We start from the raw sequence: 17,587 nt of genomic DNA, 5'->3' as shown, positions 1-17,587 counted from the left end.
ACCGGGGGCGGGCAGGAGCAGACTGGGGCCATGGCCATGGCGGGTCGCAGCCACACGTGGGTCCGGGCGCAGCGCCGTCCGCGGCGGGCGCTGTTCCTGTCCTCCCCGATCGGGCTCGGTCATGCCCGGCGTGATGTCGCGATCGCGCAGGAGCTGCGGCGCCTGCAGCCTGACCTGCAGATCGACTGGCTGGCGCAGCATCCGGTCACACGCGTCCTGGCCGAAGCCGGAGAGCCGGTCCACCCGGCATCCGCCTTCCTCGCGAACGAATCGGCCCACATCGAGGACGAGTCCGCCGATCACGACCTGCACGCGTTCCAGGCGATCCGCCGCATGGACGAGATCCTCGTGAACAACTTCATGGTCTTCAACGACGTGGTCGACGAGCCGTACTACGACCTGGTGATCGGCGACGAGGCGTGGGACGTCGACTACTTCCTCCATGAGAATCCCGAGCTCAAGCGATTCGCGTTCGCGTGGATGACGGACTTCGTGGGCTGGCTGCCGATGCCGGAGGGCGGGGAAGCCGAGGCCGCCCTCACGGCGGACTACAACGCCGAGATGCTCGAGTAGCGCGCGCGCTACCGCCGGCTGCGGGATCGGTCGATCTTCGTGGGCAACCCCGATGACGTCGTCGACGAGCCGTTCGGCGATGGCCTTCCCCGTATCCGCGAGTGGACCGAAGCGCAGTTCGACTTCGCCGGCTACGTGACGGGGTTCGAGCCGCCCTCCGCCGAGCAGCGTGCCTCCGTACGGCGACGACTCGGCATCGGTGCCGACGAGCTCCTGTGCGTCGTCACGGTGGGCGGCTCCGGCGTGGGGCGCGCGCTGCTCCATCGAGTGATGGACGCGATTCCCGCGGCGCGTCGCCTCCGCTCCGAGCTGCGGTTCCTCGTGGTGACCGGGCCGCGGATCGATCCCGCCGAGCTGCCGCGCCGGCGCGGCGCGTCCGTGCGCGGCTTCGTTCCCGACCTCTACCTCGCGCTCGCCGCGTGCGACGTCGCCGTCGTGCAGGGCGGTCTGACGACCTGCATGGAGCTCGCCGCCGCCCGGCGGCCGTTCCTCTACGTCCCGCTCGAGAACCACTTCGAGCAGAACTTCCACGTGCGGCGCCGCCTCGACAACTACGGCGCCGGCCGGTGCGTGCGCTACGCCGAGGCGAGTGACCCCGAGGCGCTCGCCGCCGCACTCGTGGCGGAACTCGGCCGTGAGGTGGCGTATCGGCCCGTCGAGACGGACGGCGCCGTGCGCGCTGCGACGATGCTCTCGGAGCTGCTCTGATGCGTGCGCTCCAGCCCACGGCCACCGGGTCCGTCGACAATGACGGCCTGGCGGTGCACTACGAGGTGTACGGCGACGGGTCGCCCACGGTGTACCTGCTGATGCCCGACGTCATCGTGCACAGCCGGGCGTGGAAGGCGCAGATCCCGTTCCTGGCCCGCCACTTCCGCGTGGTGGTGAGCGACCCTCCCGGCAACGGACACAGCAGCACCCCCGTGTCGCCCCGTCAGATGGACGACACCGTGCAGATCGCCGGCCAGTGGGCCGTGCTCGATGCCATCCGCGCCGACCAGGCCGTCCTGGTCGGGCTGTGCACCGGTGCCGGCCACGCGCTGATCATGGCGGGGGAGCGCCCCGAGCGCGTGCTCGGGGCGTGCGCCATCAATCCCGGTGTGCGGCTGACCGAGCCGCTTCCGCATCGCATCGAGTTCGACTTCGACGAGGAGCGGGAGTCATACGAGGGCTGGCAGAAGCAGAATCGCCACTACTGGAAGCAGGACTGGCGGGACTGGTCGGAGTTCTTCTTCGGCGAGATGTTCCCGGAGCCGCACTCGACCAAGCAGGTGGAGGACTGCGTGGAGTGGTCGATGGGGTCGGGTGCCGAGATGCTGCTGCTCGAGTACGCATCGGCGTACCGGGCGCAGGACATCCCCACGTCCCGTGCCATCTGCGACGCCGTGCGGTGCCCGGTGCTCGTGATCACGGGTTCGCTCGACATGTGCCAGAACCCCCGACGCGGGCCGATCGCCGCTGAACTCACCGGTGGTGAGCTCGTCGTGATCGAGGGCGGCGGTCATCTGCCCCAGGCGCGGGATCCGGTGAAGGTCAATCTGCTGCTGCGCGACTTCGTGCGGAGGGTGGGCGGAGCCGCGGTGACGTCGTAGGGTCTGGATATGGACAGGGCCGTTCCGAACCTCCCCTCGCGCGACTTCGACGCCACAGCGGCGTTCTACGCCGGCTTCGGGTTCGAGGCGACATACCGCGACGGAGGGTGGATGATCCTCGGCAGAGGCGGCATCGTTCTCGAGTTCTTCCTCGCCCCCGAGCACGACCCGTACGAGAGCTGGTTCATGACGAGCATCCGCGTGTCGGATCTCGACCGCCTCTACGCCGACGTCCGCGCGAGCGGGGTGCCTGAGAAGACGGTCGGCATCCCGCGGCTGATCCCGGTGTCGCTCCAGGAGTGGGGCCAGCGGGCCGGTTACCTCATCGACCCCGACGGCACACAGCTGCACCTCATCGAGGAGGACGGCTCGCGCTAGGCGCGCGTGCCCACCCAGCCGAGCGCCGGGGCGACCTGCGTCGCGAACGTCTCGACGACCCGCAGGTTGAACTCGACGCCCAGCTGGCTGGGGATGGTGAGCATCAGGGTGTCGGCGGCCTGGATCGCGGCGTCGTCCTTGAGCTGCTCGATGAGCACGTCGGGCTCGGCGGCGTACGTCTTGCCGAACGTCGAGCGGATGCCGTCGATGACGCCGATCTGATCGCCGTCCTGGCGTCCGCCGAAGTAGAGGTGGTCCTCCGCCGTGACGAGGGGGAAGATCGAGCGGCTCACCGACACGCGGGGCTCGCCGGCATGACCGGCCTCGCGCCAGGCTGCCCGGAACGCGTCGATCTGCTCCGCCTGCAGGATGTCGAAGGGGCGCCCGTCGGCCGAGGTCAGCAGCGTCGACGACATGAGGTTCACGCCGACGCGCCCCGCCCACTCGGCCGAGTCGCGGTTGCCCGCTCCCCACCACACGCGCGAGCGCAGCCCGGGGGAGTGCGGCTCGATGCGCTGCAGCCCCGTCGCTCCGGTGCCGAACGGCGACGAGGCATCCCGCTCCGCCAATCCCTCGCCCGCGGTGGCGCGCAGGAACAGGTCGAAGTGCTCGCGTGCGAGGTCCGCGCCGCGAGGGTCGTCGGAGCCGGTGTAGCCGAACGCCTCGTAGCCGCGGACGACCGTCTCGGGTGACCCTCTGCTCACACCGAGGGCGAGCCGGCCGCCGGAGATCAGGTCGACGGATGCCGCTTCCTCCGCCAGATACAGCGGGTTCTCGTAGCGCATGTCGATGACCCCGGTTCCGACCTCGATGCGCTCGGTGCGGGCGGCGATGGCGGCGAGCAGCGGCATCGGCGACGACTGCTGGCGTGCGAAGTGGTGCACGCGGAAGTAGGCGCCGTCGACGCCGAGATCGTCCATGCCCTGCGCAAGATCGATCGCCTGCAGCATCGAATCGGCCGCGGTGAGCTGACGGCCGCCGCCGAGCGGGCCGTAGTGACCGAAGGAGAGGGTTCCGAAGCGCTTCATGCCTGCGTGCAACCGTACGCCTGCGGCATCCATTCCGGTGAATGAATAGGCGTCGATCTCGACCGATGCGGGGGCCGGATGCGTCGGCCTTCACGGCCGCGTGCGGCCCCGACGTGCCTACGATGGCAGAAGCGGATGCGATGGGAGGCGAAGCGATGGTGCAGGTCCGTGTGGCGGGCGTCGCCCTCGACGCCACGGGGCAGCATGTCGTGCTGCTCAAGCCCATCGACGAGATCCCCGGCGACGGCCAGGTGCTCCCTATCTGGATCGGGCAGCTCGAGGCGACCTCGATCCTCGTTGCGATCGAGCAGGCGCCCGTGCCGCGCCCGCTCGCACACGACCTCATGCGCTCGCTGATCGAGACTCTCGGTGCCGAGGTCACGCGCGTCGAGGTGACGCGCATCGACGACGGCACCTTCTATGCCGAGGTCACTCTGTCGACGGCGCTCGGCGACCGCGTGGTCGACGCCCGGCCGTCCGACGCCGTGGCGCTCGCCACCCGCGTCGGGGCGGGGATCTGGGTGGCGGACCCGGTGATGGACGAGGCCGGCGTGCCCGACGTGCTCACCGAGACCGACGCAGCCGAGAGCCTGGACGAGTTCAAACGCTTCCTCGACGACGTCGAGCCCGAGGACTTCGAAGGCTGAGTCTCGCGACGGTCGCTCCGCGGCAGCCTGTCAAGCCCCTCCGTGCGCCCTGCCGCCTCCCCTAGATTCGGCGGCGGGGAGAGGAGTCTCACATGACCACGGCACGAGAGATCATGACGCCGGACCCGCGGTGCATCGGCGAGTCGGAGAGCCTGCAGGAGGCGGCGCGACTGATGGCGGAACTGGATGTCGGCGCCCTGCCGATCTGCGGGGCGGACGGCAAGCTCCGGGGGATGCTCACCGACCGCGACATCGTCGTCAAGTGCGTCGCGCGCGGGGGGCGGCCGGCGATCGAAACTGCGGGACTGCTCGCCGAGCGGACGCTGGTGCTGGCGCGGGCCGACGACGACATCCGCGACGTCCTGAGGTCGATGGAGCAACACCAGGTGCGTCGGGTGCCCGTGCTCGACGGCGACGAGCTCGTGGGCATCATCAGCCAGGCCGACATCGCCCTGACGATGTCGTCCACGCAGACCGGCGAGGCCGTCGAGGCCATCTCCGAGTGACCCGGGCGGTCAGCCCTTCAGCCCGCCGGCGCTGAGCCCCTGGATGACCTGCTTCTGCGCGACGAAGAACATGAGGATCATCGGGACCGTCGCCCCTGCGCGGCTCGATTCATCGCCCGCGCGAAAGCACATGAGGCCTCAACACACAACCCCCTCGGGCGTCTGAGCGAGGTTGCTTTCAATGGAGAACCTCCACCGGCCCCGCGGTGGAGGTCGAAGGGAAGGGAGACCCCATGTCACAGGGTTATGCAGCCGGAGGTGCCGACCCCTACGTCGCCGATTCCGGTCAGGAGTCGAGCACCGTGGACACCGCGAAGCACGAAGCCGGTGAGGTGAAGGATGTCGCGACCGGCGCTGTGAAGGATGTCGCCGCAACCGCCAAGCACGAAGCCGGCGGAGTGGCCCGCGAGACGAAGCACCAGGCGCGAGCCCTCCTCGACCAGGGCCGCCAAGAGCTCCGTGACCAGGCGTCCAAGCAGCAGCAGCGTCTGGCGTCCGGCCTCACTTCGGTCGGCGACCAGCTCGGATCGATGGCGGCGGGATCGCAGACGTCGGGCGTCGCGGCGGACCTGGTGCAGCAGGCATCCGACCGTGTCGGCGCCGTGGGTTCGTGGTTCGCCGAGCGCGACCCGGCCATGGTCCTCACCGAGGTCAAGGCGTTCGCGCGCCGTCGTCCCGGCGTGTTCATCACCGCGGGCGTCGTCGCTGGAATCGTCGTGGGACGACTGGCGCGCGCTCTCACCTCGAACGCCGGCCAGGCGTCGGGCAACGGTTCGGGCTCGGGCTCGGTGGGAACCGCACGACCGGCACTGCCGGCGTCCACCGGCTACGACGCCGCAGCCGGTCTCGGTGTCTCCGGCGGAAACGGCACGACCGGCTCGACGGGCATGCCCGGTGCAACCGGTGCGGGAACCGCTCCGGTGGGTGGGGGCCCGACCGACACCCCGATGGGCGATACCGCGATGGACGCCACCGAGGCGGATGCGCCGATCTACTCGCAGTCCGCCGCGCGCTTCGATGGCAACGGAATGGAGGGCACCGATGAGCGATCAGACTCCCTCTGAGCAGCGCGCCGCGACGGCCTCGCTCGGCGAACTGCTGGGCGAGGTGACGCGAGACCTGTCGACGCTCATGCGCCAGGAGGTCGCGCTCGCCAAGGCGGAGCTGAAGGAGACCGCGACGACGACCGCGAAGGGTGCGGGTCTGCTCGGCGGGGCGGGGTATGCGGCGGCGATGGCCGTGCTGTTCCTGTCGATCGCCGCCTGGGCGGGCCTCGCGAACCTCATCGGCGGCGGCTGGTCCGGGCTGGTCGTCGCGGTGGTGTGGGCCATCATCGCGGCCGTGCTCTACTCCGTCGGCCGCAAGCAGATGAAGCAGGTGAAGGGCGCCCCGCAGACCGTCGAGACGCTCGAGGAGATTCCGCAGGCATTCAAGAGAAACAAGGAGAACCGATGACTGATTCACCCGACGTGATCCGCGCCGACATCGAGCGGACGCGAGAAGAACTGGGAGCTGACGTCGACGCGCTCGCCGACAAGGTCACGCCCTCCAAGATCGTGGGCCGCCAGACCGACAAGGTGCGCGGCGCCTTCGGCTCGCTCCGCGACCGCGTGATGGGCGTGGCGGACGATGCCGGGTCATCGGCGTCCGACATGGCGCACGACGTGGCCCACGGCGCGGCGGATGTCGCCCGCGACGTGAAGGCGAAGGCCGAGGGGAACCCGTTGGCGGTGGGACTCATCGCCTTCGGCGTGGGGCTGGTCGCAGCATCCCTCATCCCTGCGTCCGACCGTGAGAAGCAGCTCGCCGAATCCGTGAAGGAGCAGGCGCAGCCACTCGTCGACGAGGTGAGCTCGGTCGCCAAGGAAGTCGCCTCCGACCTGAAGGAGCCGGCCCGACAGGCCGCCACTGCCGTCAAGGACAGCGCCCAGGGCGCGTTCGACACGGTGAAGGCCGAGGCGACGGATCAAGCCGACACGGTCGCCGACCGTGCGAAAGTCGCGCGAGACACCGTCTCCGGCGTCTGAGGCCAGCCGATGCGGGTGCGGGGCGGACGTCGGTCCGCTCCGCACCCTCACCGCGAACGGAAGGGGTGACCGATGTCACGCAACGTGAGAGAGCTGCGCTGCACACCCGAGGATGTCTTCCGCGTGCTGGGCGACGGCTGGCTGTATCCGTCGTGGGTGGTGGGGGCGTCACGCATGCGCGACGTCGATGACGCCTGGCCTGCCGCAGGAGCTGAGCTGCACCACTCGTTCGGCACGTGGCCGCTGCTGATCGACGACAAGACGGTCGTCGAGGCGTGCGACCCGCCGCGGCGGCTCGTACTCCGTGCGCGCGGCTGGCCCATCGGCGAGGCGAGGGTCACGATCGACGTCAAGCCCCGGGGTGACCGGTGCGTCGTGCGCATCCAGGAGGAGGCCGTCGCGGGCCCCGGCCGATTCGTTCCGGACGCGATCATGGACGTGCTGCTGCACTGGCGCAACACCGAGACGCTCCACCGGCTGGCGTACCTCGCCGAAGGCATCGCTGCCCGCACGCCGGGCGAGACCGCCGCCGAGCAGGAGATCGGCGCCGACGCCGGTTCGTCATGAGCGCAGCGGCCGCCGGTAGTACGGAGTGCGACGCCGTCGTGGTCGGCGCGGGACCGAACGGTCTCGCCGCCGCCGTCACGCTCGCCCGGGCGGGCCTCAGCGTGCGCGTGTACGAGCGCGCGGATCAGGCGGGCGGCGGGGCATCGACACGCGAGCTGACGCTCCCCGGACACCGGCACGACGTGTGCTCGGCCGTGCACCCGATGGCCTTCGAGTCGCGCTTCTTCCGCGAGTTCGGCCTGCGGTCGCGCGTGCGCTTCGTCACGCCCGACCTGTCGTTCGCGCATCCGCTCGACGGGGGCAGGGCGGCGCTCGCCCACCGCGACCTGACGCGCACGCGCGACGGCCTGGGTCGGGACGGACGAGCGTACGAGCGGCTGATGCGTCCGCTGGCCGAGAGGGCGACGAGCGTCGCCGAGTTCACCGGGTCGTCTCTGCTCGCCGTTCCGCCGGACATCCCGACTGCTGCGGCCTTCGGCGTGCGCGCGCTCGAGCAGGGTTCGCTCGCGTGGGGCGCCAGATTCCGGGAGGATGCGGCGCCGGCGATGCTCACCGGCGTCGCGGCGCACACGATCCTGCCGCAGCCGAGCATCGCGGCGGCCGGGGCGGGTCTCGCGCTCACCGCGTACGCCCACGCCCGCGGCTGGCCGATCCCGGTCGGTGGCAGCCAGGCGATCGTCGACGCGATGGTGGACGATCTGCGCGCCCACGGCGGGGAGGTGGTGCTGGATCACGAGGTGCGGTCGCTGCGCGAGCTGCCCCGTGCCCGGGCCACGCTGCTCGACGTCACACCCCGCGCGTTCCTCCGCATGGCAGGGGAGGCGATGCCCGTCGGCTACCGCCACGCCCTCGAGGGGTTCCGCTACGGCGGGGGCGTCGCGAAGATCGACTTCGTCCTGAGCGGCCCCGTGCCCTGGTCCAACGCCGAGGTGCGCCATGCCGGAACCGTGCACGTCGGAGGAACCCGGGCCGAGGTGGCGGAGGCCGAGAACGCGGTGAACGCGGGGAGGCTGCCCGAGCGACCGTACGTGCTCGTCTCACAGCCGTCGGTGTTCGACGGAACGCGTGCGCCGGCCGGCCATCACACGCTGTGGACCTACACCCACGTACCGGGGGGAAGCGTGGCTGATCGTCGCGAGGCGGTCATCGCGCAGATCGAGCGGTTCGCACCCGGCTTCCGCGACATCATCCTCGCGACCAGTTCGCGGACCGCGCTGGACGTGGAGCGCCACAACCCGAACTACCCGGGCGGCGACATCGCCGCGGGTGCGCCGACGCTGTGGCAGATCATCCGTCGGCCCGTGCTCACACCCGACCCGTGGCGCACGCCGCTTCCCGGGGTCTACCTCGCGGGTGCCTCGGCGGTGCCCGGCCCCGGCGTGCACGGCCTCGCAGGATGGTTCGCCGCCCGCAGTGCGCTGCGCCATGAGTTCGGCACGCGGATGCTGCCGGACCTCAGTCCCCGGAAGGAGATGACGTGAACGTCGAAGGACAGGTCGTCGTGATCACGGGGGCGTCGAGCGGCATCGGCCGCGCCACGGCCCGCGCCTACGCGCGGCGCGGTGCCCGGCTCGTGCTCGCGTCGCGGAGCGCTCCCGCTCTGGAGACGGTGGCCGAGGAGTGCCGCGCCCACGGCGTCGAGGTGCTCGTCGTCCCGACGGACGTGACCGCAGAGCGCGAGGTTCGGGCGCTGGCTGCGGCGGCCGCAGGGGAGTACGGCCGCATCGACGTCTGGGTCGGCAACGCCGGGCTGTTCAGTTACGGCGGATTCGAGGAGACGCCAGCGGGGGTGTTCCGCGAGGTCGTCGAGGCGAACCTGATGGGACAGGTCCACGGTGCGCGCGCCGTGCTTCCGTACTTCCGGCGGCAGGGCAGCGGTGCACTCGTGCTCGTCGGCTCGCTCTACTCGCGCGTCAGCTCGCCGCTCCTCGCGCCGTACATCACGAGCAAGTGGGGGATGCTGGGGTTCGCCGAGGTGCTCCGTGCGGAGCTGCGGGGGTCTGGGATCCGCGTCAAGGTGGTCCTCCCGTCGACGATCGACACCCCGATCTACCAGCACGCGGCGAACGTCACCCGTCGCGCCGTCCATCCGATGCCACCGGCATCGTCGCCGGACCGGGTCGCCCGGGCCATCGTGCGCGCACCGGCACGGCGGCGCTTCGCGACGTCGGTCGGGCTGCTGCAGCGCATCGTCGTGCCGGTGCATCGCGCGTCGCCGTGGGCCTATGACTCGCTGACCCGATTCGTCAAGAAGGCGATCGAGTTGCGGGGCGAGGCACCGCTGAGCGACGGCACCGTCTTCCGCGCACCGGCCGAGGCCTCGCCTGTCACGGGGGGATGGCGATCGCGCACCGGCCGGCTGCTGGTGGTGGGCGCGGGGGTGCTGCTCCTCACGGCCGGAGCCGCGCGGAGGCGGGCGATCCGGAGCTGACGGTCGTGGCTGCGACTGTGGCGACCACTGCCGCCCTCACCTTCTCCAGGAAGGCGGCGATGACCCGCGCTTCCTGCGCCGGCAGCCGCGCCGCGAGGTCGCGGAGCTGAGTCGTCAGCGGATCGAGGTGGTCCGGGTCGGCGGTCCGATCGAACGGCCGCACCAGCTTCTTCCGGCGGTCGCGAGGATGAGGCTCGACGTGAACCATGCCGCGGGCGACGAGCCGGTCGATGAGCGCCGTGCCCGCAGCCGGCGAGAGGTGCACGGCGTTGGCGACCATCGTCGGAGTCACCTCGTCGGTGTCGACGCTCTCGAGGAGGAACCGCATGGCGGCGCGATCCGTCTCGGTCAGGCCCGACTCGTGTTGGCGGCGCCGCGCCAGACGCGCCTCGGCGAGACGGAGCTGCTCCAGCACATCGGCGACATCGGGTGCGTCTTCGGACGCCGGCTGCGGGGACGGCCCGGTGGTCTGCGTCATGACATGCCCCAATCGTGTCTCGTCGATTATGCCTCATCGACGTCGAATAGTTCAATGAAAGATATCTCACTGTTTAAATATTCGGTCTCGAAGTATCATGGATCGGAACCAGAACGGATGGTCGAACCATGGCGAAACTCTTCTACGGCTCCCAGCCGGCGCCCATCGAGATCCCCGATCTCCTGCTCGCACATGTCAAAGTGGTCATCGCCACGAAGCTGCGGCGCAGCGAGAGCTTCATGATGTCGTGGGCTCACGCCGACGGCTCCGGTCGCTCGTCGATCTGGGTGCAGCCCTCGATACCGATGCGGTTCGTGTTCGAATCGGCCGACGCCCCTCAGCTCGACCGGGCGCTCCTCGCATCGCTCGCCGTGGCCGCCAGTTCGAACAACGGACTCGTCCTTCACCTCGACGACCTCGGTCGGCACGAGGCCGACGCCTCCGCACCTGCCGCAGTGCCCGCCTCGTCCGAGGAGTCCGAGCGAGTGCTGACCGCGGCCTGACCAGCCGTCGGCCGTCGCCCCGGCGACGAGCTGCAAAGACGGGCTGCAAGACGACCTGCAGAAGAGTCGCCGTCTGCGGCAGCGCGCGCGGGATGTCAACCCCCGCGCGGGGCGGCCCTCCCGTGCCCAGAATCGAGGGGTGCCCCACCTCGGGGATCTGCGAGCGACGCCCGCGGCGACGGGCCGAGAGGACGGGACCATGAAGGCGCTGACGTGGCAGGGACGACGCGAGGTGACCGTCGAGAACGTGCCCGATCCCCGGATCGAAGAGCCCACCGACGCGATCATCCGGATCACCTCGACCGCCATCTGCGGCTCCGACCTCCACCTCTATGAGCTCTTCGGGCCCTTCATCGACAAGGGCGACGTCCTCGGGCACGAGCCGATGGGCGTCGTGGTGGAGGTGGGTGACGCCGTCACGCAGCTCGCCGTCGGCGACCGCGTCGTCATCCCCTTCAACATCGCGTGCGGGCATTGCTTCATGTGCCTGCGCGGACTGCAGTCGCAGTGCGAGACCACGCAGGTGCGGGAGTACGGCAGCGGCGCCGCCCTGTTCGGCTACACCAAGCTCTACGGCCAGGTGCCGGGCGGCCAGGCCGAATATCTGCGCGTCCCGCTCGCCGACCACAACCACATCCGCGTCGGCGACGGCCTTCCCGACGATCGCTACCTGTTCCTCAGCGACATCCTTCCCACGGCGTGGCAGGGACTCCAGTACGCCCACGTGCCCGACGGCGGGACGGTGGCGGTCATGGGGCTGGGGCCGGTCGGCCAGTTCGTCGCCCGTGCGGGCGTGCACCTCGGGTACCGCGTCCTCGCCGTCGATCCGGTGCCCGAGCGCCGGGCGATGGCCGAGCGCCACGGTGCGTCGACCTTCGACCTGACCGACGACATCGTCGCCGAGCTGCGCGAGCTCACCGAGGGGCGCGGCGCCGACGCCGTCGTCGATGCCGTCGGCCTCGAGGCCCACGGCGACCCGATGATCGCGTTCGCCCAGCGCGCGGCGGGGATGCTGCCGGATCCACTCGCCCGAAAGGTGATGGACACCGCGGGCATGGACCGGCTCGCCGCCGTCTACGCCTCGATCGACCTCGTGCGTCGCGGCGGCACGGTCTCGATCAGCGGCGTCTACGCGGGCGACGCCGACATCCTGCCGATGAAGACCATGTTCGACAAGCAGATCTCGCTGCGGATGGGGCAGTGCAACGTGAAGCGGTGGGTGGATGCGCTCCTCCCGCTTGTCGAGGATCCGGCCGACCCGCTCGGCGTCATGGATCTCACCACCCATCGGGTGCCGCTGACCGATGCGCCGCTGATGTACAAGACGTTCCAGAAGAAGGAGGACGGATGCATCAAGGTCGTGCTCCAGCCGTGAGCGGGCACGCGGCATCCGATTCCCCCTCATGGCACGCATCGGCACCTCGGGCTGGAGCTACGACCACTGGAAGGACGTGCTCTACCCTCCGCGGCTGCCCGCCGGCGCACGGCTCGAGACGTATGTCCGGGAGTTCGACACCGTCGAGCTGAACGCCTCGTTCTATCGCTGGCCGCCGCCGGCGCGGTTCGCGTCGTGGCGCGAGCGGCTGCCGCCGAACTTCGAGATGGCGGTCAAGGCACCGCGCGGACTGACCCATGCCCGACGGCTGCTGCATCCGGAGGCGTGGATCGAGCGCATCGAGGCCGGCCTGCACGAACTGGGCGTTCGCCGCGGTCCGCTGCTCATCCAGCTGCACCCGTCGCACCAGCGGGACGACGCCCGCCTCGACTGGTTCCTGCGGCACCTGCCCGCGTGGGTGCGGCCGGTGGTCGAGTTCCGCCACGACTCGTGGGCGACGGAGGACGTCTTCCGGCTGCTCGAGCATCGGGGCGCGGGCTACTGCGTCATGAGCGGCGCGCGGCTGCCGTGCATCCTGCGGGCCACCGCCCCCATCGTCTACGTGCGGCTGCACGGGCCGGATCAGGAGCACCTCTACGGCGGCTCCTACTCCGACGACGACCTCTCGTGGTGGGCCGCACGCATTCGTGAATGGGAGGGATCGGGACACTCGGTCTACACGTACTTCAACAACGACGGTGAAGGTCACGCTGTGCGCAACGCCCGCACTCTGCGCGCGATGCTCGGCAGCTGACGTCGGTGAGACGGGCTCCCGGCTGGGGTCGCGCGCACCGCGACCCCTTTGACCTCCCAGGCCTGTCACCTAAACTCCACTGGAGTATTCCCCCCGAAGTACGGCGCTGTCTTCCCCCGGGACGACGCCGTATCCCCGATGCGGGCCCCCACCCGCCGTTCATCGGAGTGCCATTGGTCCGAGTTCAGCCGTCTACGCCCCCCGGTGCGGCGCCCACGCGCGCCGCCGTCCGCGCGGCGCAGCAGAAGAAGCGCTCGCTGATCCTGGTGGGCGTCATCCTGCTCCTGGTCGTCGCCCTCGTCGCCGTGCTGGGCGTCATCTTCGTGCGCGGGTTCCCCGGCGCGTCCGCACAGCAGCCCACGTCCGGGGGCGAGTGCCTCCCCGCGTCGCTGCGCATCACCGCCGACCCGGCCGTCGCCAAGGCGCTCGAGTCGATCGTCGCCGATCTCACCGGGCCGCGCTCCGACTGCCCCGAGGTGTCGATCCGGGCCGAGGACAGCGCGGTCACCGCCGCAGCGATCACCGAGGGCACGGCGCCCGACTTCGACGTGTGGGTGCCCGACTCCGCGATGTGGCCCGCGCGGGCGACCGGCATGGCAGAGCTTCGAGAAGTCCATCCCGCGGACCTCGTCGTCATCGGCACGGTGGCCAGCACGCCGGTGGTCTTCGCGACGACGGAGGACACCGCGACCGCGCTCGAGTCCGAGGGAGCCGGATTCGCGAGCCTCGCCGGCGGAACGGTGTCGGCGGTCCTGCCGGACCCAGCGGCGGTGGCCGGCAGTTCGGCGGCGCTGCTCGCGCTGCAGACCGCCGTCGGCGGCGATGCGCGGGTCTTCACGGCGCTGGCGCTCGGCCTCGAGCGGGGTGTCGTCGCCACGGCCGCAGACGCGCTCGCCGCGGCATCCGCTGCCACCACTCCGACCATCGCGGTGACGACCGAGCAGGCCCTCCTCGCGTACGGAACCGCCGCTGATGCTCCGCTCGTGCCGGTGTTCCCCGCCGACGTGACGCCTGCCGTGAGCATGCCGCTCGTGACTCTCGGCGACGCGACCGTCGATACGCTCGAGGCCGTCGACGTGCTGTCCGAGGCGGTGGCCGGTGCGTCGGAGCGGCTCGCCGAGTACGGACTGCGCGACGCCGCCGGCAACGCGGCGGGTGCCGCGGACGGCGATGCCGCGGTGGTGGCGGCCGACCCTGCCGACGGTGCGAACCAGGCCGAGGCGCTGCGCACGTGGCAGATGCTCACCGCACCGTCGCGCATGATCGCGCTCAACGACGTCTCCGGATCCATGAACCAGCCCGCGACCGCCGACATGCGCCGCATCGACCTGTTCGAGCAGGCCGCTGTCCGTGCCATCAACTCGCTCTCGGACGACTCCTCGATCGCGAACTGGGTGTTCTCCAGCCGTCGCATCGGCGGCCAGGACTGGCAGGAGATCGTGCCGTTCGGCGAGCTGGGCGACCCGGCGCACAAGCAGCGCATGATCGACTCCGCGAACGGACTCGACAGCCTCGTCGGCGGGGGCACCGGCCTCTACGACAGCGTTCTCGCCGCCGTGACCTACCTGCGCGAGACGTACGTCGCGGGCCAGGTCAACCTCGTGCTGCTCAATACCGACGGCTTCAACGAAGACGACGAGGGCCTCGACCTGCCGGGTCTGCTCGCCGAACTGGAGAAGCTGCGGGATCCGGCGAAGCCGGTCGCGGTGATCGCGATCGGCTACGGTCCCGACACCGACCAGGCCGCGCTGGAGCAGATCGCGGCGGCCACGGACGGCGCGGCCTATCAGGCGCTCAAGCCGACCGACATCGGCACGGTGCTGATCGACGCGGTGACGCAGCGCGGCTGCCGCCCGAACTGCGGGTAGATCGAGAGCGGATGCCGCGACCGCGGGGTCGCCGTGTCAGTGGCGCCGCGCGGCGCGGTGCAGCAGGAGGGCCGCCACGCCGCCGAGGACGAGCATCGCGCCGATCGCCGGCCAGCCCGCCGGCAGGCCCGCTCGAACGTCAGTCACGGACATCGGAGGATGCGACGTGGTGGATGATCCTTTCCGTCACCTCGGACATGCCGGGGTAGGGGAACGGGTGACCGGCGCCTTCCAGCCACATCCCGGAGGCGGACGGGATGGCGGCGGCGAGCCGGCGGCCGTGTCCGATCGGCAGGAAGCTGTCGTCTTCGCCGTGGATCACGAGCGTGGGCGCGGTGATAGCGCCCAGGAAGGGATATCGCGAGCGGGTGACGGTGACGGCGGTGTGATGCTGCCTCAGTGCACCCAGGTTGAACCCGCCCCGCTCGCGGCGGTCGTAGAGCACGATCCTGGTCCACGCCTCCACGTCGACCGGCTCATCCCCGCCCTGCGCGACCAGGCCCGCGACCACCTCCTTCACCAGGTTCGCCTCGCCGCCCAGCACGCGGTATCGCAGCAGCGGAAGTCTCGCCACGGCCGATGTGATCAACGGCCGGATCCGCGGTCCGGGCATGGAGGGGTCGGTCGGGTCGGCCGATGTGGACATCAGAGTGAGCGACTGAACGCGCTCGGGGTAGCCGATCGCGATCTCTTGGGCGACGAACCCGCCCAGCGAGAGTCCCACCACGTGGGCGCGGTCGATCCGAAGTTCGTCGAGCACGGCGATCGCGTCACCTGCCATGTCGATGAGTGAGTACGACCGCTGCCAAGTCCACTCCGGCATCCGGCTCGACGCACCGGTACCTCGCTGGTCGTACCTGACCACCCGGAATCCCGCCGCCGAGAAGGCGCGCACGAAGGAGGGCGGCCAGTACAGCGAGCTCGCACCGAGCGCGATGTTGAGGAGGACGACTCCCTTCTCCGCGCCTTCGGGCGGGATGGATTCGTACCAGATCCGCACCATGCCGGACTGCGCGTGCCCCGAATCGCCGATCACCACGCCCGTCACGGGTTCGGAGCGGATGCGGGCGATCACGGCGTTCGTCCCGGGTGGCAGGCGCGGGCTGGTCCGCCAGACCAGGAGCGCTGCGAGACCCGCCGCCACGGATGCCAGCACCGCCCACTTCCTCATCGGCTCAGCATACGGACGACACCGGCGCAACGGAGGGGCGCGACAAGTGCCGCCGCAGCGGCCCGCGGTGACGTGGCGGCGCTACCGGTGCGGCGAGAGAGCCTCAGGCGCGCTGGTCGTCGTGGTGGAGGTGGTCGCGGTGCTTCTCGGCCTGACGCTGCCTCGTCGGCAGGTCGAGCGGACCCGTGACGGTGCGCTCGTCCTCCCAGCACTCGATTCCCGTGACACCCGGCAGGAGGTCGCGGGTGAAGACCGGATCCCTGCCCTCGCGGCGCTGGCGGGTGTAGTCGCCGAGGAGCTTGAACGCGATCCCGGAGAGCAACCCGATGGCGATCAGGTTCGTCAGAGCCATCAGCCCCATCACACCGTCGGCGAAGTTCCAGACCAGGTCGGCGCCGACGACCGAGCCGGCAAGCACAGCGATCACGACGAGGATGCGGTACACGGTGAGCACCCACGGCCGGGTGGTGATGAACTCGATGTTCGATTCGCCGTAGTAGTAATTGCCGAGGATCGAGGAGAACGCGAGCAAGAAGATGATGACGCTCAGTGCGATGCTCGACCAGTTGCCGAGCGTGCTCACCAGCGCGTCCTGGGTCAACCCGATCCCGCGGGCGGCGTTACTCAGGTCCGGAACCGACACCAGAATGATGAATGCGGTGATCGAGCAGACGAGGAAGGTGTCGAAGTAGACGCCGAGCGTCTGCACGAGGCCCTGTTTCACGGGGTGCGTGACGGCGGCGCTCGCCCCGGCGTTCGGCGCGGAGCCGAGTCCTGCCTCGTTGGAGAACATTCCGCGCTTCACGCCCGTCAGCACGATGTAGCCGAACGCGGCTCCGACGACCTCGTTGAATCCCCACGCCTGCGTGAAGATCTCCGCGAACACCGGACCGATGCGATCGACGTGCAGCGCGACGACGACGATCCCGAGCAGGAGATAGGCGAGCGCCATGATCGGCACCAGGAACTGGGTGACCGACGCGATGCGGCGCACACCTCCGAAGACGACGAGACCGGTGAGGACCGCGATGCCGATGCCGACGCCCCAGGGCAGCCATGCGGTCTCGGAGCCGACGGTGGCGGTGACCGTCGCCGAGATCGTGTTCGCCTGCAGGGAGCTGAACGCGAACGGGAAGCACACGATGAGAATGATCGCGAACCACACACCCAGCCATCTCGCCTTCAAGCCGCGTTGCATGTAATACGCGGGTCCGCCTCGGAAGCTGTCCTTGTCGCGCACTTTGAACAGCTGTGCGAGCGAGGATTCGATGAAGCTCGATGCGCCGCCGATGAACGCCATCAGCCACATCCAGAACACCGCGCCAGGACCGCCGACCGCGATGGCGGTGCCGACGCCGGCGATATTGCCGACTCCGACTCGAGACGCCGCCGAGATCGTGAACGCCTGGAATGCCGAGACCGACTGCGGCTCACCCGACTCGGTGCGCGGAGTCTTGTCGGTCAGCGTGCGAAGCATCTCGGGGATCAGCCGGAACTGCACCACGCCCGACCTGATCGTGAAGTAGATGCCGAGCAGCACCACCACAGGCAGCACGATCCAGGTCCAGAGATTGTCGCCCCACGTCAGCAACCACGCATTCACGGCTTCCACGCGCGTCAGTATGTCCTAGTCGGCAGCCTTCGCGCACGCACTTCTCGGTCGCGACCGCTCGCTGCCGGGGAGGACGA

General features: G+C 70.2%; 21 protein-coding genes. 16 read left to right on the top strand and 5 right to left on the bottom strand.

Annotated elements, in window-relative coordinates; translation table 11 throughout:
- The first annotated feature begins 30 nt into the window (after positions 1-30).
- Genes H9622_RS15815 through H9622_RS07780 form a run of 4 tightly spaced genes read left to right on the top strand, consistent with a single transcriptional unit; the run spans position 31 to position 2,543 of the window.
- Positions 31-573 carry a hypothetical protein gene (locus tag H9622_RS15815; RefSeq protein WP_225221828.1) on the top strand — a complete coding sequence of 181 codons (543 nt, stop codon included), beginning with the start codon at positions 31-33 and terminating at the stop codon, positions 571-573.
- 39 nt (positions 574-612) lie between these two features.
- Positions 613-1,281, top strand: coding sequence for a glycosyltransferase (locus H9622_RS15810; protein WP_318247066.1), 669 nt, complete (start codon positions 613-615; stop codon positions 1,279-1,281).
- Positions 1,281-2,165 carry an alpha/beta fold hydrolase gene (locus tag H9622_RS07785; RefSeq protein WP_191765826.1) on the top strand — a complete coding sequence of 295 codons (885 nt, stop codon included), beginning with the start codon at positions 1,281-1,283 and terminating at the stop codon, positions 2,163-2,165. The genes H9622_RS15810 and H9622_RS07785 overlap by 1 nt, the downstream gene beginning before the upstream one ends.
- A 9-nt stretch (positions 2,166-2,174) precedes the next feature.
- Entirely contained in the window at positions 2,175-2,543 is a 369-nt protein-coding gene (locus tag H9622_RS07780; protein ID WP_191765825.1) for a bleomycin resistance protein, read from the top strand.
- Here the strand turns inward: H9622_RS07780 and H9622_RS07775 are convergent.
- Positions 2,540-3,571, bottom strand: a complete 1,032-nt coding sequence (locus H9622_RS07775) for an LLM class flavin-dependent oxidoreductase (RefSeq protein ID WP_191765824.1) — start codon at positions 3,569-3,571, stop codon at positions 2,540-2,542. The two genes, H9622_RS07780 and H9622_RS07775, sit on opposite strands and share 4 nt — an antisense overlap.
- Before the next feature lie 122 nt (positions 3,572-3,693).
- On the opposite strand from H9622_RS07775, the gene H9622_RS07770 reads away from it, so the two are divergent.
- Positions 3,694-4,218, top strand: a complete 525-nt coding sequence (locus H9622_RS07770) for a bifunctional nuclease family protein (protein ID WP_225221827.1) — start codon at positions 3,694-3,696, stop codon at positions 4,216-4,218.
- Between the two features lie 92 nt (positions 4,219-4,310).
- Positions 4,311-4,724 carry a CBS domain-containing protein gene (locus tag H9622_RS07765; protein WP_191765823.1) on the top strand — a complete coding sequence of 138 codons (414 nt, stop codon included), beginning with the start codon at positions 4,311-4,313 and terminating at the stop codon, positions 4,722-4,724.
- Positions 4,725-4,733: 9 nt separating this feature from the next.
- Here the strand turns inward: H9622_RS07765 and H9622_RS16005 are convergent, their stop codons facing one another.
- Positions 4,734-4,856, bottom strand: coding sequence for a hypothetical protein (locus tag H9622_RS16005; RefSeq protein ID WP_263598679.1), 123 nt, complete (start codon positions 4,854-4,856; stop codon positions 4,734-4,736).
- A 101-nt stretch (positions 4,857-4,957) separates the two neighbouring features.
- On the opposite strand from H9622_RS16005, the gene H9622_RS07760 reads away from it, so the two are divergent.
- From H9622_RS07760 to H9622_RS07735, 6 genes are all read left to right on the top strand, one after another.
- The gene (locus H9622_RS07760) at positions 4,958-5,788 is read left to right on the top strand and encodes a hypothetical protein (RefSeq protein WP_191765822.1); all 831 of its coding nucleotides are present in this window, start codon (positions 4,958-4,960) and stop codon (positions 5,786-5,788) included.
- Complete coding sequence (locus H9622_RS07755) at positions 5,766-6,179, top strand: phage holin family protein (protein ID WP_191765821.1); 414 nt, start codon at positions 5,766-5,768, stop codon at positions 6,177-6,179. Before H9622_RS07760 ends, H9622_RS07755 begins: the two co-directional genes overlap by 23 nt.
- On the top strand, positions 6,176-6,751 hold the full coding sequence (locus tag H9622_RS07750; protein ID WP_191765820.1) for a DUF3618 domain-containing protein: 576 nt from the start codon (positions 6,176-6,178) through the stop codon (positions 6,749-6,751). The genes H9622_RS07755 and H9622_RS07750 overlap by 4 nt, the downstream gene beginning before the upstream one ends.
- Positions 6,752-6,823: 72 nt before the next feature.
- Positions 6,824-7,318, top strand: a complete 495-nt coding sequence (locus H9622_RS07745) for an SRPBCC family protein (protein ID WP_191765819.1) — start codon at positions 6,824-6,826, stop codon at positions 7,316-7,318.
- Positions 7,315-8,799, top strand: coding sequence for a phytoene desaturase family protein (locus tag H9622_RS07740; RefSeq protein ID WP_191765818.1), 1,485 nt, complete (start codon positions 7,315-7,317; stop codon positions 8,797-8,799). The genes H9622_RS07745 and H9622_RS07740 overlap by 4 nt, the downstream gene beginning before the upstream one ends.
- Entirely contained in the window at positions 8,796-9,749 is a 954-nt protein-coding gene (locus tag H9622_RS07735) for an SDR family NAD(P)-dependent oxidoreductase (RefSeq protein WP_191765817.1), read from the top strand. The genes H9622_RS07740 and H9622_RS07735 overlap by 4 nt, the downstream gene beginning before the upstream one ends.
- On the opposite strand, the gene H9622_RS07730 is transcribed toward H9622_RS07735, so the two are convergent.
- Positions 9,709-10,227 (bottom strand): MarR family winged helix-turn-helix transcriptional regulator, encoded by a 519-nt coding sequence (locus H9622_RS07730; protein ID WP_191765816.1) that lies wholly within the window; start codon positions 10,225-10,227, stop codon positions 9,709-9,711. The genes H9622_RS07735 and H9622_RS07730 overlap by 41 nt on opposite strands.
- A 128-nt stretch (positions 10,228-10,355) precedes the next feature.
- Between H9622_RS07730 and H9622_RS07725 the strand changes: the two genes are divergently transcribed.
- The 4 genes from H9622_RS07725 (at position 10,356) to H9622_RS07710 (ending at position 14,727) form a co-directional block, all read left to right on the top strand.
- Positions 10,356-10,730, top strand: a complete 375-nt coding sequence (locus tag H9622_RS07725; protein ID WP_225221826.1) for a DUF7882 family protein — start codon at positions 10,356-10,358, stop codon at positions 10,728-10,730.
- Between the two features lie 199 nt (positions 10,731-10,929).
- Positions 10,930-12,105 (top strand): zinc-dependent alcohol dehydrogenase, encoded by a 1,176-nt coding sequence (locus H9622_RS07720; RefSeq protein ID WP_191765815.1) that lies wholly within the window; start codon positions 10,930-10,932, stop codon positions 12,103-12,105.
- 28 nt (positions 12,106-12,133) lie between these two features.
- Complete coding sequence (locus tag H9622_RS07715; RefSeq protein WP_191765814.1) at positions 12,134-12,859, top strand: DUF72 domain-containing protein; 726 nt, start codon at positions 12,134-12,136, stop codon at positions 12,857-12,859.
- A gap of 173 nt (positions 12,860-13,032) precedes the next feature.
- A complete protein-coding gene (locus tag H9622_RS07710) occupies positions 13,033-14,727 on the top strand; it encodes a VWA domain-containing protein (protein WP_191765813.1) in 1,695 nt (564 codons plus the stop codon).
- Between the two features lie 139 nt (positions 14,728-14,866).
- Here H9622_RS07710 and H9622_RS07705 read toward each other — a convergent pair whose 3' ends face one another.
- Together H9622_RS07705 and H9622_RS07700 are read right to left on the bottom strand one after the other, a co-directional pair.
- A complete protein-coding gene (locus tag H9622_RS07705) occupies positions 14,867-15,898 on the bottom strand; it encodes an alpha/beta fold hydrolase (protein ID WP_191765812.1) in 1,032 nt (343 codons plus the stop codon).
- Positions 15,899-16,001: 103 nt separating this feature from the next.
- Positions 16,002-17,510 (bottom strand): alanine/glycine:cation symporter family protein, encoded by a 1,509-nt coding sequence (locus H9622_RS07700; protein WP_191765811.1) that lies wholly within the window; start codon positions 17,508-17,510, stop codon positions 16,002-16,004.
- Positions 17,511-17,587 lie beyond the last annotated feature (77 nt).

Source organism: Microbacterium gallinarum (assembly GCF_014837165.1).
Taxonomy (GTDB): Bacteria; Actinomycetota; Actinomycetes; order Actinomycetales; family Microbacteriaceae; genus Microbacterium; species Microbacterium gallinarum.
This window is presented reverse-complemented; position numbering and strand designations above follow the sequence as displayed.

What these genes read in the sequence shown, in the direction of transcription:
- H9622_RS07755 (WP_191765821.1), top strand. Translation starts at nt 5,766, where the DNA reads ATGAGCGATCAGACTCCCTCTGAGCAGCGCGCCGCGACGGCCTCGCTC.
- H9622_RS07715 (WP_191765814.1), top strand. Translation starts at nt 12,134, where the DNA reads ATGGCACGCATCGGCACCTCGGGCTGGAGCTACGACCACTGGAAGGAC.
- H9622_RS07780 (WP_191765825.1), top strand. Translation starts at nt 2,175, where the DNA reads ATGGACAGGGCCGTTCCGAACCTCCCCTCGCGCGACTTCGACGCCACA.
- H9622_RS07760 (WP_191765822.1), top strand. Translation starts at nt 4,958, where the DNA reads ATGTCACAGGGTTATGCAGCCGGAGGTGCCGACCCCTACGTCGCCGAT.
- H9622_RS07725 (WP_225221826.1), top strand. Translation starts at nt 10,356, where the DNA reads ATGGCGAAACTCTTCTACGGCTCCCAGCCGGCGCCCATCGAGATCCCC.
- H9622_RS07750 (WP_191765820.1), top strand. Translation starts at nt 6,176, where the DNA reads ATGACTGATTCACCCGACGTGATCCGCGCCGACATCGAGCGGACGCGA.
- H9622_RS07775 (WP_191765824.1), bottom strand. Translation starts at nt 3,571, where the DNA reads ATGAAGCGCTTCGGAACCCTCTCCTTCGGTCACTACGGCCCGCTCGGC.
- H9622_RS07770 (WP_225221827.1), top strand. Translation starts at nt 3,694, where the DNA reads ATGGCAGAAGCGGATGCGATGGGAGGCGAAGCGATGGTGCAGGTCCGT.
- H9622_RS16005 (WP_263598679.1), bottom strand. Translation starts at nt 4,856, where the DNA reads ATGTGCTTTCGCGCGGGCGATGAATCGAGCCGCGCAGGGGCGACGGTC.
- H9622_RS07730 (WP_191765816.1), bottom strand. Translation starts at nt 10,227, where the DNA reads ATGACGCAGACCACCGGGCCGTCCCCGCAGCCGGCGTCCGAAGACGCA.
- H9622_RS07720 (WP_191765815.1), top strand. Translation starts at nt 10,930, where the DNA reads ATGAAGGCGCTGACGTGGCAGGGACGACGCGAGGTGACCGTCGAGAAC.
- H9622_RS07705 (WP_191765812.1), bottom strand. Translation starts at nt 15,898, where the DNA reads ATGAGGAAGTGGGCGGTGCTGGCATCCGTGGCGGCGGGTCTCGCAGCG.
- H9622_RS15815 (WP_225221828.1), top strand. Translation starts at nt 31, where the DNA reads ATGGCCATGGCGGGTCGCAGCCACACGTGGGTCCGGGCGCAGCGCCGT.
- H9622_RS07785 (WP_191765826.1), top strand. Translation starts at nt 1,281, where the DNA reads ATGCGTGCGCTCCAGCCCACGGCCACCGGGTCCGTCGACAATGACGGC.
- H9622_RS07740 (WP_191765818.1), top strand. Translation starts at nt 7,315, where the DNA reads ATGAGCGCAGCGGCCGCCGGTAGTACGGAGTGCGACGCCGTCGTGGTC.
- H9622_RS07765 (WP_191765823.1), top strand. Translation starts at nt 4,311, where the DNA reads ATGACCACGGCACGAGAGATCATGACGCCGGACCCGCGGTGCATCGGC.
- H9622_RS07745 (WP_191765819.1), top strand. Translation starts at nt 6,824, where the DNA reads ATGTCACGCAACGTGAGAGAGCTGCGCTGCACACCCGAGGATGTCTTC.